The sequence below is a fragment of the Parapusillimonas sp. JC17 genome, assembly GCF_052180245.1.
Taxonomy (GTDB): domain Bacteria; phylum Pseudomonadota; class Gammaproteobacteria; order Burkholderiales; family Burkholderiaceae_B; genus Parapusillimonas.
In genome coordinates, this window is record NZ_CP197474.1 from 1,077,377 (window position 1) to 1,092,613 (window position 15,237).

At 62.7% G+C, this 15,237-nt stretch carries 12 protein-coding genes; 7 read left to right on the forward strand and 5 right to left on the reverse strand.

Features of this window, described 5'->3' with window-relative positions; genetic code table 11:
• Window positions 1-6: 6 nt before the first annotated feature.
• The 4 genes from ACSBPU_RS05225 to lpxC all read left to right on the forward strand — a co-directional run bounded on the left by ACSBPU_RS05225 (window position 7) and on the right by lpxC (window position 4,586).
• Window positions 7-798, forward strand: coding sequence for a cell division protein FtsQ/DivIB (locus ACSBPU_RS05225; RefSeq protein ID WP_442596192.1), 792 nt, complete (start codon window positions 7-9; stop codon window positions 796-798).
• Between the two features lie 12 nt (window positions 799-810).
• Entirely contained in the window at window positions 811-2,037 is a 1,227-nt protein-coding gene (gene ftsA, locus ACSBPU_RS05230) for a cell division protein FtsA (protein ID WP_180067614.1), read from the forward strand.
• Window positions 2,038-2,206: 169 nt separating this feature from the next.
• Window positions 2,207-3,379 (forward strand): cell division protein FtsZ, encoded by a 1,173-nt coding sequence (gene ftsZ, locus ACSBPU_RS05235; RefSeq protein WP_180067615.1) that lies wholly within the window; start codon window positions 2,207-2,209, stop codon window positions 3,377-3,379.
• Window positions 3,380-3,662: 283 nt separating this feature from the next.
• Complete coding sequence (lpxC, locus tag ACSBPU_RS05240) at window positions 3,663-4,586, forward strand: UDP-3-O-acyl-N-acetylglucosamine deacetylase (RefSeq protein WP_180067616.1); 924 nt, start codon at window positions 3,663-3,665, stop codon at window positions 4,584-4,586.
• 34 nt (window positions 4,587-4,620) lie between these two features.
• Here lpxC and ACSBPU_RS05245 read toward each other — a convergent pair whose 3' ends face one another.
• Window positions 4,621-5,097, reverse strand: coding sequence for a DciA family protein (locus ACSBPU_RS05245; RefSeq protein ID WP_442596195.1), 477 nt, complete (start codon window positions 5,095-5,097; stop codon window positions 4,621-4,623).
• 30 nt (window positions 5,098-5,127) lie between these two features.
• Between ACSBPU_RS05245 and ACSBPU_RS05250 the strand changes: the two genes are divergently transcribed.
• Window positions 5,128-6,093 carry a M23 family metallopeptidase gene (locus tag ACSBPU_RS05250; RefSeq protein WP_442596197.1) on the forward strand — a complete coding sequence of 322 codons (966 nt, stop codon included), beginning with the start codon at window positions 5,128-5,130 and terminating at the stop codon, window positions 6,091-6,093.
• Window positions 6,094-6,189: 96 nt separating this feature from the next.
• Entirely contained in the window at window positions 6,190-8,919 is a 2,730-nt protein-coding gene (gene secA / locus ACSBPU_RS05255; RefSeq protein ID WP_442596199.1) for a preprotein translocase subunit SecA, read from the forward strand.
• Between the two features lie 128 nt (window positions 8,920-9,047).
• Here the strand turns inward: secA and mgtE are convergent, their stop codons facing one another.
• From mgtE to ACSBPU_RS05275, 4 genes are all read right to left on the reverse strand, one after another.
• The gene (gene mgtE / locus ACSBPU_RS05260) at window positions 9,048-10,526 is read right to left on the reverse strand and encodes a magnesium transporter (RefSeq protein ID WP_442596201.1); all 1,479 of its coding nucleotides are present in this window, start codon (window positions 10,524-10,526) and stop codon (window positions 9,048-9,050) included.
• 14 nt (window positions 10,527-10,540) lie between these two features.
• Entirely contained in the window at window positions 10,541-10,948 is a 408-nt protein-coding gene (locus ACSBPU_RS05265) for an acyl-CoA thioesterase (protein WP_180067621.1), read from the reverse strand.
• Window positions 10,949-11,020: 72 nt separating this feature from the next.
• Window positions 11,021-12,223, reverse strand: a complete 1,203-nt coding sequence (locus ACSBPU_RS05270; protein ID WP_442596203.1) for a M20 aminoacylase family protein — start codon at window positions 12,221-12,223, stop codon at window positions 11,021-11,023.
• A gap of 131 nt (window positions 12,224-12,354) precedes the next feature.
• Window positions 12,355-13,215: an inositol monophosphatase family protein gene (locus ACSBPU_RS05275; protein ID WP_442596205.1), complete on the reverse strand. Its 861-nt coding sequence runs from the start codon at window positions 13,213-13,215 to the stop codon at window positions 12,355-12,357.
• Window positions 13,216-13,309: 94 nt separating this feature from the next.
• Between ACSBPU_RS05275 and mnmC the strand changes: the two genes are divergently transcribed.
• Complete coding sequence (gene mnmC / locus ACSBPU_RS05280; RefSeq protein ID WP_442596207.1) at window positions 13,310-15,181, forward strand: FAD-dependent 5-carboxymethylaminomethyl-2-thiouridine(34) oxidoreductase MnmC; 1,872 nt, start codon at window positions 13,310-13,312, stop codon at window positions 15,179-15,181.
• The last annotated feature ends 56 nt before the right edge of the window (window positions 15,182-15,237 follow it).

The following is a 15,237-nucleotide window of genomic DNA, read 5'->3' on the forward strand; positions in this document are numbered from 1 at the left end:
AATCACGTGTTCAACGACGCCCGCTTCATCAACTTCATCGCGAACACGCTGGCGCTGCTGGCCGTGCTGGCCATGTTGTTGGGCGCCGTCGTCTGGATCAGCCAGCGGCCCTACTTTGCCATTTCGACCATCCAGATCGAGCCGATCGAAGCCGAAGGCTTGAGCTACGTGTCTCCGGCCAGCGTGAAAGCGACTATCGCGGGCAAGCTGGCGGGCAATTTCTTTTCGGTCGATCTCGACCGCACCCGCGAGCTGATCGAGACCGTGCCCTGGGTGCGCCATGCGCAGATCCGCCGTGTCTGGCCGGATTCCCTGAGGGTCCAGATAGAAGAGCAGCAGCCGTTGGCCCTGTGGAACGAAGGCCAGATGATCAACACCTGGGGCGAGGCCTTCACGGCGAACCAGGGCGCACTGCCGGACAACGCCGAGCTGCCGCAGCTGAATGGGCCGGACAGCTCGGAGCGGCTGGTGGTGCAGCGCTACGCTGAAATCGCGCGCTGGTTCGCGCCGCTCAACCTGCGTGTCCAGGAGGTCACCCTGAGCCCGCGCTATGCATGGGAAGTCACGCTGTCGGATGGCATGCGGCTTAGCCTGGGGCGCGATCCCGCAGCGGATGTGGCCGACCCGCACGGACGTTCGGGCGCACTGCCTTTCGCCGCGCGCATCGAGCGGTTCGTCCAGGCCTGGCCGAAGCTGACCCAGCGGCTCGACGGCCGGGTGCTGAGCAGCGCCGATTTACGCTATTCCAACGGATTCGCCATTACGTTGGCCAATGTTTCCAATACCTCTTCGAAGTAAAAGACCAAGACTATGACTCGTGACATCAAGGACCTGATCGTTGCACTCGACATCGGCACCAGCAAAGTGGTGGCCGTGGTGGCGGAGATCCTGCCGGAGGGGCGTTTCGAAGTGCTGGGCCTGGGGCAGCATGAGTCCCAGGGCATGCGCAAAGGCGTGGTGGTCAATATCGAATCGACCGTCAACTCCATCCAGCGCGCGCTGGAAGAGGCGGAGCTCATGGCCGACTGCAAGATACGCGAGGTCTATACGGGCATTGCGGGCAGCCACATCACGAGCTTCAACTCCAGCGGCATGGTGGCGGTCAAGGACAAGGAAGTCACCGCGGCTGATGTCGCGCGCGTCATCGAAACCGCCAAGGCGGTCAACATACCCACCGATCAGCAGGTGCTGCATGTGCTGACCCAGGAGTTCATCGTCGACTCCCAGGAAGACATCCGCGAGCCCATCGGCATGAGCGGATTGCGGCTGGAGGTGCGGGTGCACATCGTCACCGGCGCAGTGAGTGCCGCGCAGAACATCGTCAAATGCGTGCGCCGCTGCGGCCTGGAAGTGCAGGACCTGATCCTGCAGCCGCTGGCCTCCAGCCTGGCCTGCCTGACCGCGGACGAGAAAGAGCTGGGTGTCGTCCTGGTCGATATCGGCGGCGGAACCACGGACGTCGCCATCTTCACGGGAGGCGCCATCCGCCACACGGCGGTCGTGCCCATCGCCGGAGACCAGATCACCAGCGACATCGCCGCCATGCTGCGCACGCCCACGCCTGATGCCGAGGAAATCAAGCTGCGTTTCGGTATCGCGAAGCAGGTGCTGGCCAGCGCGGACGAGCAGATCGAGGTTCCGGGCCTGGGAGACCGCCCCAACCGCCAGGTCAAGCGCCAGGCGCTGGGCGCCGTGATCGAACCGCGCGTCGAGGAACTGTTCACCTTCGTTCAGCAGATCGTGCGTGAGTCGGGCTATGAAGACCTGCTGTCGTCGGGCGTGGTCCTGACGGGCGGCACCGCGCTCATGCCCGGCATCGTGGAACTGGCCGAAGATGTTTTTTTGAAACCGGTGCGTGTCGCCGTGCCCGCCTACGAGGGCAGCCTGGCGGACGTCATGCACAATCCGCGTTTCTCCACCGTGATGGGCCTGCTTGCCGAGGCCCGTCTTCAACGCGCGCGAGGGCGCAAGGTCGCCCAGCAGAAAGGCAGCTTCAAGACGCTGCTGGCGCGCATGAAGGAGTGGTTCATGAATTAGGGCCGATGGCCCTGATGGACAGGCGGCATAAGCCTGTTCACGGAGGCGTTTCAAATCAGGTGCGAGCAAAGACGGTTGGCATCTCCTTTGAAATCATTCCGGACAACAAGCAGTACTGGGGAATTTTTTAGTATTTGACATTTTTTTTGGATATGTGAGGGAGTCCATCATGATGAACTTTGAAATGCTCGATACCAGCGCCAACGGTACCGTAATTAAGGTAGTGGGTGTGGGCGGCGCCGGCGGCAACGCCGTGGCGCACATGATACGTTCCGGTGTGCACGGCGTTGAATTCATCTGCGCCAACACCGATGCGCAGGCTTTGGCCACCAGCGAGGCGCCGGTGCAGATCCGCCTGGGCCGTACTGGGCTGGGCGCGGGCGCGCGGCCCGAACAAGGACGCGCAGCGGCGGAAACCGCGCGCGAGGAAATCCGGGCGGCCCTGAATGGCGCCAACATGGTGTTCATTACCGCCGGCATGGGCGGCGGCACGGGCACGGGTGCAGGCCCGGTGGTCGCCGAAGTGGCCAAGGAGCTTGGCATCCTGACGGTCGGCGTGGTCACCAAGCCCTTCATGTTTGAAGGCAATAAGCGCCTGAAAATGGCCGAGGACGGAATCGCCGAGCTGTCCAAGCACGTCCACTCCCTGATCGTGGTCCTCAATGAAAACCTGTACGACCTCATGGACGAGGATGCGACTCAGGAAGACTGCTTCAAGGCGGCCGACGATGTCCTGCACAATGCGTGCGCGGGCATTGCCGAGATCATCAATGTCGAAGGCAATGTGAACGTCGACTTCGAGGACGTCAAGACCATCATGGGCGAGCAGGGCCAGGCGATGATGGGAACATCGATCGCCGCGGGCGAGAATCGCGCCCGGGTTGCCGCCGAGCGTGCCATTGCGTGCCCGTTGCTGGAAGGCGTCGATCTGCATGGCGCACGCGGCATGCTGGTCAACATCACGGCCAGCCGCTCGCTGAAGATGCGCGAAACCCGCGAGATCATGGACACGATCCGTGGCTATGCCGCCGACGAGGCGACCATCGTCTTCGGTACGGCTTACGATGAGTCCATGGGCGAAAACCTGCGTGTCACGGTGGTCGCCACCGGTCTGGGCCGCAAGGAAGCGACACGTCCGCAACTGGTCCAGAACACGGCGGAAGAGCTGCGTACCGGCACTGACAACATGGCCCTGATGAGCGGCCACGATTTCAGCGGTTCGGCCGTGCCCGCAGTGATCCGCAATCCCCGCAGCCAGGCGTCCGCCCAAGTGCGCGCACTTGAAACCGCAGGCATGGATCACTTCGACATTCCTGCTTTCCTGCGCAAACAGGCGGACTAACCTCGGGGCCGATCGCCTCGCGGCCCTAGCATGTTGCCTGTTCAGTTAGCCAGGCGGCATGCCAACTGCCTCTCTCATGCCGGTCGGGCGGGAGCGACGCCCCGGCCGGGCCAACGATAGGCGCACTTTCCCTCGTTCCCCGGGAAGGTGCGCCGTCGATTCAGCAGGTGAATTGAAGCTGCTTGAAACACAAAAAAATAGTGGTTAACCCCTGATTCGGTTACACTGTCGGCGTCGGCTCGCTTGTGGAGCCAATAAGCGCTCGTCTCAATAAACGCAAAACATGTTACGTCAACGCACCATCCAGAAACCCATCAGTACCAAAGGTGTAGGCCTGCATTCGGGCCGAAGGGTCGAAATCACCCTGCGCCCGGCGGCGCCCAATACCGGTATTGTGTTTCACCGCGTTGATCTCCCCGAAGTCGTCGATCTTCCGGCCAAGGCGGACCAGGTCGGCAATACACGCATGGCGTCCGTCCTGCAGCAAGGAAACGTACGCGTTTCCACGGTCGAGCATCTCATGTCCGCGCTGGCGGGGCTGGGTGTCGACAACCTGCATGTCGATCTCACGGCCGAAGAAGTACCCATCATGGACGGCAGCGCCGGCACATTCGTGTACCTGCTCCGTTCGGCGGGCTTGCAGGAGCAAGCCGCCGCCAAGCAGTTTCTGCGGGTTTTGAAGCCCGTCGAAGTCCGGGAAGGCGAAGGCGACGACGCCAAATGGGCGCGCCTCGAACCCTACAACGGTTTCGCCTTGTCTTTCGGCATCGATTTCCATCATCCGGCCATCGACTCCACGGCAAATTTCGCCGAGGTCGATTTCGAAAAGGATTCTTACGTCAAGACCATCGCCCGGGCTCGCACCTTCGGTTTCGTCAGCGAGGTCGAAGCCTTGCGCGCAGCCGGTCTGGCGCGCGGCGGCAGCCTTGACAACGCCATCGTCATGGACGAATACCGCGTCCTGAATTCCGATGGCCTGCGCTACGACGACGAGTTCGTCAAGCACAAGATACTGGACGCCATCGGCGACCTGTATCTTATCGGCAAGCCCCTGGTTGCCCGCTATGTGGCGTGCAAGTCGGGGCACGGGCTGAACAACCAGCTGGCGCGCGCGCTGCTGGCTCAGCAGGATTGCTGGGAGCTCATCACCTATGAGTCCAGCGCGGCCGCGCCCAAGGCCTTCACGCATGAGTGGAAGCTGGCCTGATCGGCCAGGTGCCGCCCGCCCGCTCGTTCCGATTTCACTTCCGATGATGGTCCAGCAGGCGCCCTATGGCGTTTGCCAAGGGGCCAGGGCGCAGGTTGTGCCGCAACTCGGCGAACGCCGCCAAGGCTGAATCACCCAGCGGGACGACTTCACGAGGGGCTGGTTTTGTCTCGTTTCGCCAGGGCCTGGCTTGAACCTTCACGATGATTTCGTTAAGGTTCGAGCCGTTGTCGGCCAGCAGGCGCACGATGGTCGGTGCAAGCTGCCTGAGCTTGGACGCATAGGCGGCGCTGGGAACTGTCAGGGTGATTTGTTGTCTTTCTATACGCGCCACCTTGCACACCTGTGCCAGGGCGGGCGGCAGGGCCTGCTTGGCGAACTGCTCGATCTGCAGGAGATAGCGCGCCGTCGCCATCACCTGCGCGCCTCGTTGGTCGCCATCCAGCCATTGCACGGCCAGCGAAGCGGGCTGGGCAGTGCCGGAGCGGTGGCGGAAGCTGGGTCGGTTCATGCGGGTCCTGCGGTTTTATGAGAAAAGTTTATGCGAAGCAAGCATGTTGATTCTAACGCCAAGAGATTGAAAACGGCATTCACTGCCATGGCGGTGCTGTGCGCCATGGGCGTGTCGGCCGCGGCCGGCGCCTGGGTGCAGTCGCGGGTGGACAAGAAGCCGGTGCTCAGCGCCGAGCAGGAACAGGAGATCACCGAGCAAGTCAGCCGGGATTCCGCCTATTTGCGGCAAAACGTGAACCAGCTGGCCTCCAAGGTGGGCGACTTGCAGGCGCGGCTCATCGCCATGGACGGCCTGGGCAAGCGGGTGGCCGAAGCGGCGGGCGTGGCATATACCGACCCCGAGGTCGCGGCCACGCTCGATCAGTCCACGCTGCCGCCCATCATGGATGACATTGGCGGCGATCAAGGCGCCGCCTGGTCTGCCGAAGGGCTGGGCCGGCAGGTGGATCTTTTGGCGCAGCGCATTTCAGATCAGAAGGATTGGCTGTCCATGCTCGATCTGGTGCTGACCAGGCGCACCGGGGTCGAGGCCAGCCTACCGACGCTGCAGCCGGTCGATTACCCCTACCTCAGCTCTTCGTTCGGGTGGCGACGCCATCCGGTGACGGGTCGCCATACCATGCATGAGGGTCTCGATTTTGCCGCGCCGAAGGGTACGCCCATACATGCCGCCTCGGGTGGCGTGGTAACGGAAGCCCGCTACGTGCCGGGCTATGGCAAGATGGTCGAGATCAATCATGGCAATGGGCTGGTCACGCGCTACGCGCATGCGTCGTCCATCAACGTCAAGCTGGGTGACCTGATCGAAAAAGGCCAGATGATCGCCAGGGTGGGATCCACCGGGCGATCCACCGGACCGCATCTGCATTTCGAAGTCCGGATGGCCGGCCACCCGCTGGACCCCACGCTCTTCTTCTCCCGGCCGGAAGCATCCGACCAGCTCGTCGCGGACGCCGGCGGCAAGCCGGAACCCCTTGGCGCTCAGGTGCGTTAAACTGTATCGTTTTCCTGCGGTATAACAACCGCCAACCTAGAACAGACGAGCAAGAGGGTCCGCGCAAGATGGCGGTCCTTCATGGACGACAGAAGAATGGTTTCTCTGCTAAAAAAGCTTATCGGCAGTCGTAACGACCGCATACTGAAGCAGTACCGCAAGCAAGTGGCGCAAATCAATGCGCTCGAATCCAGCATGGCGGCTTTGTCGGATGAAGCCCTTGCCGCCAAAACCAGCGAATTCCGTGAAAAACTGGCCGGGGGAAGCAGCCTCGACGACCTGTTGCCCGAAGCCTTCGCCGTGGTCCGCGAGGGCAGCAAGCGTGTATTCGGCATGCGCCACTTCGACGTCCAGCTTATGGGCGCCATTGCGCTGCACAACGGCAAGATCGCTGAAATGCGCACGGGCGAAGGCAAGACGCTCATGGCCACGCTTGCAGTCTATCTCAATGCGCTGGCCGGGAAGGGCGTGCACGTCGTCACCGTCAACGATTACTTGGCCAGGCGCGATGCCGAATGGATGGGGCGTCTTTATCGGTTCCTGGGCATGAGCGTGGGCGTCGTGGTTCCACAGCAGGAAAACGAAGAAAAAAGAGCCGCCTACCAGGCCGACATCACCTACGGCACCAACAACGAATACGGCTTCGACTATCTGCGCGACAACATGGAATATCGCGCGGAAGACCGGCGCCAGCGCCCGTTGTTCTATGCGATCGTCGACGAGGTCGACTCCATTCTGATCGACGAGGCGCGTACGCCGCTGATCATTTCGGGCCAAGCTGAAGACAACACCGACCTGTATGTGCGCATGAACGCGGTCCCGCCGCTGCTGATGCGCATGGCTTCCGAGCCCAAGCCGCACGAGCCCGAGCCCGAAGGCGACTTCTGGGTCGACGAAAAAGGCCAGCAAGTCCATCTGTCCGAAGCCGGGCAGATCAAGGCGGAGCAGGTCATGATCAGCAAGGGCCTGCTGAAGGACGGCGAGTCCCTGTACGATCCGCGCAATATATCCCTGGTCCATCATCTGATGGTGGCATTGCGAGCCCATAACCTGTTCTTCCGCGACCAGCAATACGTGGTCCAGAACGGCGAAATCGTCATCGTCGACGAATTCACCGGCCGGCTCATGGTGGGCCGCCGCTGGTCCGACGGCCTGCATCAGGCCGTCGAGGCAAAGGAAGGCGTCAGCATCCAGAACGAAAACCAGACGCTGGCCTCGATCACCTTCCAGAACTATTTCCGCATGTATTCCAAGCTGGCGGGCATGACCGGAACGGCGGATACCGAAGCCTACGAATTCCAGGAAATCTACGGCCTGGAAACCGTCATCATCCCCACCAACCGGCCCATGGCGCGCACGGACCAGAACGACCAGGTCTTCAAGACCGACGCTGAAAAATACAACGCCATTCTCGCCGACATCAAGGACTGCCACGAGCGTGGCCAGCCGGTGCTGGTCGGCACCACCAGCATCGAGAACTCAGAACTTCTGTCGGGCCTGCTGAACAAGGCCAAGCTGCCTCACCAGGTGCTCAATGCCAAGCAGCATGCCCGCGAAGCGGAAATCGTGGCGGAAGCCGGCAAGCCGGGCCACATTACCATCGCCACCAACATGGCGGGCCGCGGCACCGACATCGTTCTGGGCGGAAGCGTCGAGAAGCAGATCGACCTCGTCCGTGCCGACGAGTCTCTTTCCCCCGAAGCAAAAGAAGCCAAGATCGAGTCCATCAAGACGGCTTGGGCGCCCGACAACGCAGCCGTCAAGGCGGCGGGCGGCCTGCGGATCATCGGCACCGAGCGGCACGAGTCGCGCCGCATCGACAACCAGCTGCGCGGCCGCGCGGGACGCCAGGGCGACCCGGGCTCCTCACGGTTCTATCTTTCGCTCGAAGACTCTCTGATGCGCATCTTCGCGGGTGACCGCGTGCGCTCCATCATGGAGCGCCTGCGTTTGCCCGAAGGCGAACCCATCGAGGCCAAGATGGTGTCCCGTTCGATCGAGTCGGCGCAGCGTAAGGTCGAAGCCCGCAACTTCGATATCCGCAAGCAGTTGCTCGAGTACGATGACGTCTCCAATGACCAGCGCAAGGTGCTGTATACGCAGCGCAACGAAGTGCTCGAATCCAGCAATGTGTCCGACACCATCGCCAATCTCCGCCTGGCGGCCATCGAAGAGCAGTTCCGCGCCTATATTCCAGCGGAGTCCGTGGAAGACCAATGGGACGTGCCCGGCCTGCAGGCGGCGCTCGAGAGCGAGTGGCAGATCTCCATGCCCTTGACCGAGATGCTCGAAAAGGAGCCCAGCCTGACCGACGACGACTTGCTCGATCGGGTGCAGGAAGAGGCGAACCGCCTTTATCAGGCCAAGGTCGACCTGGTGGGGCTGGAAGGATGGGCGCCTTTCGAGCGCGCCGTGCTGCTGCAGGCCATCGATACGCACTGGCGCAATCACTTGTCGGCGCTTGACCACTTGCGCCAAGGCATACATTTGCGCGGCTATGCCCAGAAGGATCCGAAGCAGGAGTACAAGCGCGAAGCCTTCGAACTGTTTTCCGACATGCTCGATCGCGTGCGCAATGAAGTCGTGCGCGTGCTCATGACAGTCAAGATCCAGTCGCCGGAACAGGTCGAGGTCGCCGAGTCCGAGCCCAAGCTCGAAAACGTCAGCTATCACCATTCGGACTATGACGCCGCGCTGAGCGGCGAGGATCCGGGCATTGCGTCGTCTCCCGCCTCAGGCCAGGCCGTCCCGAAAGTCGGCCGCAACGATCCTTGCCCATGCGGCAGCGGCAAGAAGTACAAGTACTGCCACGGGAAGCTTGCCTGATTCAAGCTCGGGTCAGACCCCTTGCTTCAGGGTAGTAGGGGTCAGACCCCATGCGGGGTCTGACCCCTGGGCAGGCTTTGAGGAGTCAGATGAGGGGTCAGACCCCGTATGGGGTCTGACCCCATGCGCTATATCAGGAAGACCGTCGCCAGTCCAAGGAAGATGAAGAATCCGAGCGAGTCGGTGGCGAAGGTCAGGAGCACCGACGAGCCGACGGCGGGGTCCTTGCCGAAGCGGTCGCGCAGTATCGGGATGAGCACGCCCAGCGCGGCGCCGATCAGCATATTGAAGATCATGGCCGCCATCATGACGGCCGCGATGGCGAAAGACCCGGAAATGGCCCAGGCGAAGACGGCGGCCACCATGCTGCCACAGGCGCCCACCAGGAAGGTGACGGTAAGCTCGCGCTTGACCAGTTGCCAGGCGTTGCTGCCGGTGACCCTGCCCACTGCCAGGGCACGGATGATCATCGTCATGGTCTGATTGCCCGAGTTGCCGCCTATCCCCGCCACGATGGACATCAGGAACGCCAGGATCACGATGTGGCTGACCGTGTTTTCGAAGCGGGACGCGACCACGGAAGCGATGGAGGCGGTGCAGAGATTCACGAGCAGCCATGGCGCGCGGTTGCGCAAGGCGTCGAGCACCGGCGCGAAGATGTCCTCTTCCTGCAGGCCTGCCCGGGACAAGGCTTGTTCCTGGGAGTCTTCCTGGATCACGTCCACGACCTCTGCGATGGTGACGCGGCCGATGAGGCGCCCTTGATCGTCCACGACGGGAGCGGAGACGAGATCGTAACGCTCGAAGGCGCCGGCCGCGTCCGCATCGGAGTCCAGGGGATTGAGGGTCAGGTAGTCGGTGGTCATCACTTCCGACACCTGGGTTTCAGGGTCCTGAACCAGCAGCGTCGAGACCGGCAGCGTGCCTTGCAAGCGGTCCTGGCGGTCCACGACGAAAATCTGATCGGTGTGATCGGGCAATTGCTGCAGGCGGCGCAGATAGCGCAATACGACCTCGAGGGACACGTCCTCGCGCACCCTTACCATCTCGAAATCCATGATCGCGCCCACGGTGTCTTCGGGATAGCCCATGGCTTCGAGCAGCTGCGCGCGCTCTTCGTCGGTCAGGCCCTTCTGTACCTCGGCCACGACGTCGGGGGGGAGGTCGGGCACCAGGTCGGCGATCTCGTCGGCATCCATGGTGCCGGTGGCGGCGATCAGGTCCTGATGATCCATGGATTCGATCAGGGATTCGCGCGCCCAGTCGTCGACCTCGAGCAGGACGTCCGCATCGTGCTCGGCGCTGACGAGCTGCCAGACGGCCTGCCGCTCGTGGACGGGAAGCGATTCGAGAATGAAGGCGATGTCGGCCGGATGCAGGTCGTTGACGATCGCCTGTATTTCGTTTGCGTGCTGCCGGTGCAGCAGTCCTTCCAGCAGGTTGGATTTGTCGTCTTCTTCGTACTGTCGATGCGCCAGCGCCTCGACGACTTCCTGGCGCTTCAGGATGCTCTGCAAGCGCTGCAAGGCCTGCTGGGCATCTTCAGGATCAAGGCGGCGCGGAATGATAATGGGCGCGCTTTCGGCCTGAACTACGGGCTCCGACATAGGCGAACCTTGAATTAAACAGGTGGAAGAGGGCGGCGTTTACGCTGGTCGTCGGTGGCGACGTAGGTAAGAATGGCTTCGGTCACTTTGACGACTTCCAGTTCCAGCCTCTGGCGCTCCGCGTAGACTTCGACTGCAACGGTGATGGAGGTCGTTCCGACCTTGATGATTTCAGCATAGAAGCTGAGCAGGTCACCGACGAATACCGGCTGTTTGAAGGTGAAGGAGTTTACCGCGATCGTGGCCACGCGGCCGGCGGCGCGCCGCGTGGCCGGTATGGAACCCGCGATATCGACCTGCGCCATGATCCATCCCCCGAAGACGTCTCCGTGGATGTTGGCGTCGGCCGGAAGCGGCATGACGCGCAAGACCGCGTGGCGTTCGGGCGGTGGCAGCAGGGTAGGGGTATTGGCGATGCTCATGCTTGCATTTTAGCGGCAAGCGGGCTTGCCGCCCCGTTAAAGATTTATTAAATGGATGCGGATTCAGGAAACTTACGAACCGGCTTGCGCCAGCCAATGCTTTGCGAGTTCCACCCAGTAGGTTGCCCCCAGGGGAATCAGGTCGTCGTTGAAGTCGTAGCTGCCGTTGTGCAGCATGCAAGGCCCCAGGCCGTGGCCCGCGACGCGGTGGTCGCCCTGACCATTGCCGATCCAGACATAGCAGCCGGGCTTTTCCTTGAGCATGAAGGCGAAGTCTTCGGCGCCCATGGAGGGCTGGACCGAGGCATTGACGTTTTCCTTGCCGACGATGCCTTCGAGGACTTGCGCGCACAACCCGGCCTCTTTGGCATGGTTGACCGTGGGCGGGTACTTGCGCTGGAACTTGAAGTCGGCTTTACAGCCCAGGGCATGGGCAGTGTGCTCGGCGATTTCCTTCATGCGGTTTTCGATCAGGTCGAGCATGTCTTCGGAAAACGTTCGGACCGTGCCGCGCAATACCGCATCGTTGGGGATGACGTTGTCCGCCGACCCGGAGTGTATCTGGGTAATGCTCAGCACGGCGGGTTCCAGCGGATTGCGATTGCGCGTGACGATGGTCTGCAGGCTTTGCGCAAGCTGTACGGCAGCCATGACCGGGTCCACGCCAAGATGAGGCATGCCGCCATGGGCGCCCTTGCCTTCGATGCCGATTTCGAAGGTATTGCTGGAGGCCATGATCGGGCCGGCCACCAGGCCGAAACTGCCGACCGCCATGCCGGGCCAGTTGTGCATGCCGAAGACCGCATCCATGGGGAAGCGTGTGAAAAGCCCGTCGTCGATCATGGCCTTGGCGCCGCCGAAGCCTTCCTCGGCGGGCTGGAAGATGACATGCACCGTGCCGTCGAAATCGCGGTGCTCTGCCAGGTAGCGGGCCGCCGCCAGCAGCATGGCGGTGTGTCCGTCGTGGCCGCAGGCGTGCATCTTGCCCGGATGGCGGCTGGCATGTTCGAAGGTGTTGAGTTCCTGCATGGGAAGCGCATCCATATCGGCGCGCAGGCCTATGGCCTTGCCATTCTGCGTTCTGCCGTGAATGGTGCCGACGACGCCCGTGACGCCGAGCCCTTTGTGGACGGGTATGCCCCAGGATTCGAGTTTCTGCGCGACAACGTCTGCGGTCCGGACTTCCTCGTAGGCGAGTTCGGGGTGGGCGTGGAGGTCGCGGCGGATGGCCGTGATTTCCGACTTCCATTCCAGGATAGGCTCGGTAAGCTTCATGGTTACGGTTCCTGTTTTGATTTAATGCCGTGAGAATACCCGTGTAGGAGCGTATCACCGATCATCGTGCAATTGAAGCCGGGCATGCCCGCGGTGGCAGGCACGCGCGGCGGGCCGCCGCCGCAGCGGGGTCATCGGCTCAGTGCGGCGTAATCCAGATGCGGCTGTATCATGGCATCGAGCGCGGGCGCGGTGTGCGGATTGCCTGCGTAGACATAGCCCTTGATCGGCCAGGGGTCGCGGTGGTACATGTCTTCGCAGATGCCCCCCGCTTCGCGGACGATGACGGTGCCGGCGGCGACGTCCCAGGGCGCCAGGCCCATTTCCCAATAGCCATCGTATCGCCCGCAGGCCACCCAGGCTAGGTCCAGCGCCGCGGCGCCCAGGCGCCGTACGCCGCGCGTCAGTTGAATGGAGGCGTCCAGGGTGGGCATGTACTGGTCGGTGAAGGAAAAATCGCGGAACGGCAGGCCCGTGCCCAATACGGCCTCGGACAATTGCGTGGTCTGCGAGCAGTTGATGCGGCGTTCGTTCAGCCAGGCTCCTACGCCGTACATGGCGCTGTAGAGCTCTTCGCGATTGGGATCGTAGACCACCCCGATGACAGGCGTGTCGCGTTCGAGGGGGGCGCCGGCGTCGACTACTGCTCCTGCGTGGGCGATAAGGGCTATGGACACCGCATAATGGGGGATGCCGTGCAGGAAGTTGGTGGTTCCGTCCAGCGGGTCGATGTACCAGGTAGCCACGCTGGAGGTCGTGCCGCCGCTTTCTTCCGCCACGATGCCCAGTTCTGGAGTGCGTTCGCGCAAGATCTGTATGACGGCTTCCTCGGCTTCGCGGTCTGCCTGCGAGACCAGGTCGTTGCGCATTTTCTTGTCGATGACGAGTTCGGCTCGATTGTGCGAGTAGGCTTGTAAAATGGCGGCTGCGGCATGTGCGGCAGTAACGGCGGCATCCAGGCAGTCGCTGAGTGGCAGACGGGTTGATTGCATACGATAAGGGCCCTGTTCGACAAGAGCGAAACACGCTCGTTCATTCCACAGCCATTGTACGTGAAGGTTTTTTTATTGTTCTATAGCGGCAAGCATGTCGAGCAAGTACGAGCCCCTGATTCCCGCCTCGATGGCATTCAACGAACGCGGCATCCCGATGAGCCCCCGCTATGGGGATGTCTACCACCCCGCATGGGGCGCCCTGGCTCAGGCGGGGCGGGTGTTTCTGCCGGGCAATGGGCTTCCCGAGCGCTGGCGCGGCAAAGACGCATTCACGGTATGCGAAACCGGCTTTGGACTGGGGCACAATTTTCTGGCATTGTGGCGAGCCTGGCGCGACGATCCGCTCAGATCCGCTCGGTTGCACATGGTGTCGTTCGAAGCCCATCCTTTTTCCGCCGCCGATCTATCCGAGCTTCTCCTGCCACGGTTGGAAGAGCCCGAAAGGCGGCTTGCCCAGCAGATGGTACAGGCGTGGCCGGCCTTGCTGCCGGGCCTGCATCGCCTCGAATTCGAGGGCGGCAGCTTGACTCTGACCCTGGCCTTCGGCTCGGTCGAGCGTTTGGCCAGGCAGGTGTCGGCAAGGGTGGATGCCTTCTTCCTTGATGGCTTCGCCCCGCGTGTGAACCCGCAGATGTGGTCCAGGCATTTGTTCGGGCAATTGGTCCGCATGGCCAACCCGCATGCCACGGCGGCCACCTGGTGCTGCGCAGGCGAGATGCGGCGTTCGCTGGCGGCCGCGGGATTCCTCGTCAATAAGGTCAAAGGCTACGGCGGGAAGCGCGAAATGACGGTGGCGACGCTGCGGCCGGGGCTCGGGCGCGGTGACGCGCCGCCTGGCAGGGGCGGACCTTCTTCCGTCGTCGTGGTCGGCGGCGGGCTGGCCGGCGCCGGCGTGGCGCATGCGCTTGCGCTGCGCGGCATTCCGTCAACGGTGATCGACCCGGCATTCTCTCTTGGGCCCGGCGGCAGTCACAAGAGCCACCTGGCAGCGGCGCTCACGCCCGCGCTCAGCCGCGACGATGACCCGCGGTCGCGCATCGCCAGAGCCGGCGCACTGCGGGCGCTGGCGCGCTGGCAGGGGTTCGACGAAGGCGCGCGCCCTCGGCGCTGCGGTACGCTGGAGGTCGTAAGGGACGCCCATCAGGCCGCGCACTGGCGGCATGCTCTCGACGTGCTGCGGCTCCCCGACGAATGGGTTTGCTGGCTCGATCCCGGGCAGGCCAGGGAGCGTACGGGGGTGGACCTGGGCGCAGGCGGCCTGTGGTTTTCGGCTGGGCAAGTGGTCCGGATGGAGCCGTTGCTCGAAGCAATGCTTGCTTCTCCGCAAATAGCGCTTCTGACCCAAAGCGTCCATGCCCTAAGCCGGGGGGCGTCCGGCCTGTGGTTGGCGCACGGGCCGGATGGACGGCTGCTGGCAAGTGCCGAGCATGTCGTCCTGGCGACCGCTCACCGCACACCGGCTCTTTTGCCGGCGACGGAAGGGGCGAGGCCCCTGCCGAAATTGCATGCCATGTACAAAATGGGCGGCCAGGTCAGTTATCTTGACGGGCCTGGCGCCGTGGACACCCAGGCCATCCTGGCGGGTAACGGATATTGCCTGCCGCGTGTGCACGGGCGCACTGTGGTCGGGAGCACCTACGAGCTGGATACGGACTCCTGTCGGGTCACGGCGGCCGGGCATGATGAAAACCTTGAAAAGCTCGACGCGCTGCTCGGGCGCCGGAGGCCGAGCATGCTGGACGGCGCTGCGATCGAGGGATGGGCGGGCTGGAGGGCCGCCGTCACCGACCGGCTGCCGATGATCGGATCGGTCCCGGGCGCGGAAGGTTTGTGGCTGGCCTGCGCGTATGGGTCGCGCGGCTTGACCTGGTCTGCCTTGGCGGGCGACCTGATCGCCGCTGAAATGTTTGGCGAGCCGATTCCGCTGGAGCGGGAATTGCTGCAAAAAATAGCGGCGCGCTAAGCCTTTCAGCCATTGCGAAAGGCTTATAAAGCTGTACCATTTTATTTTATGGTTTA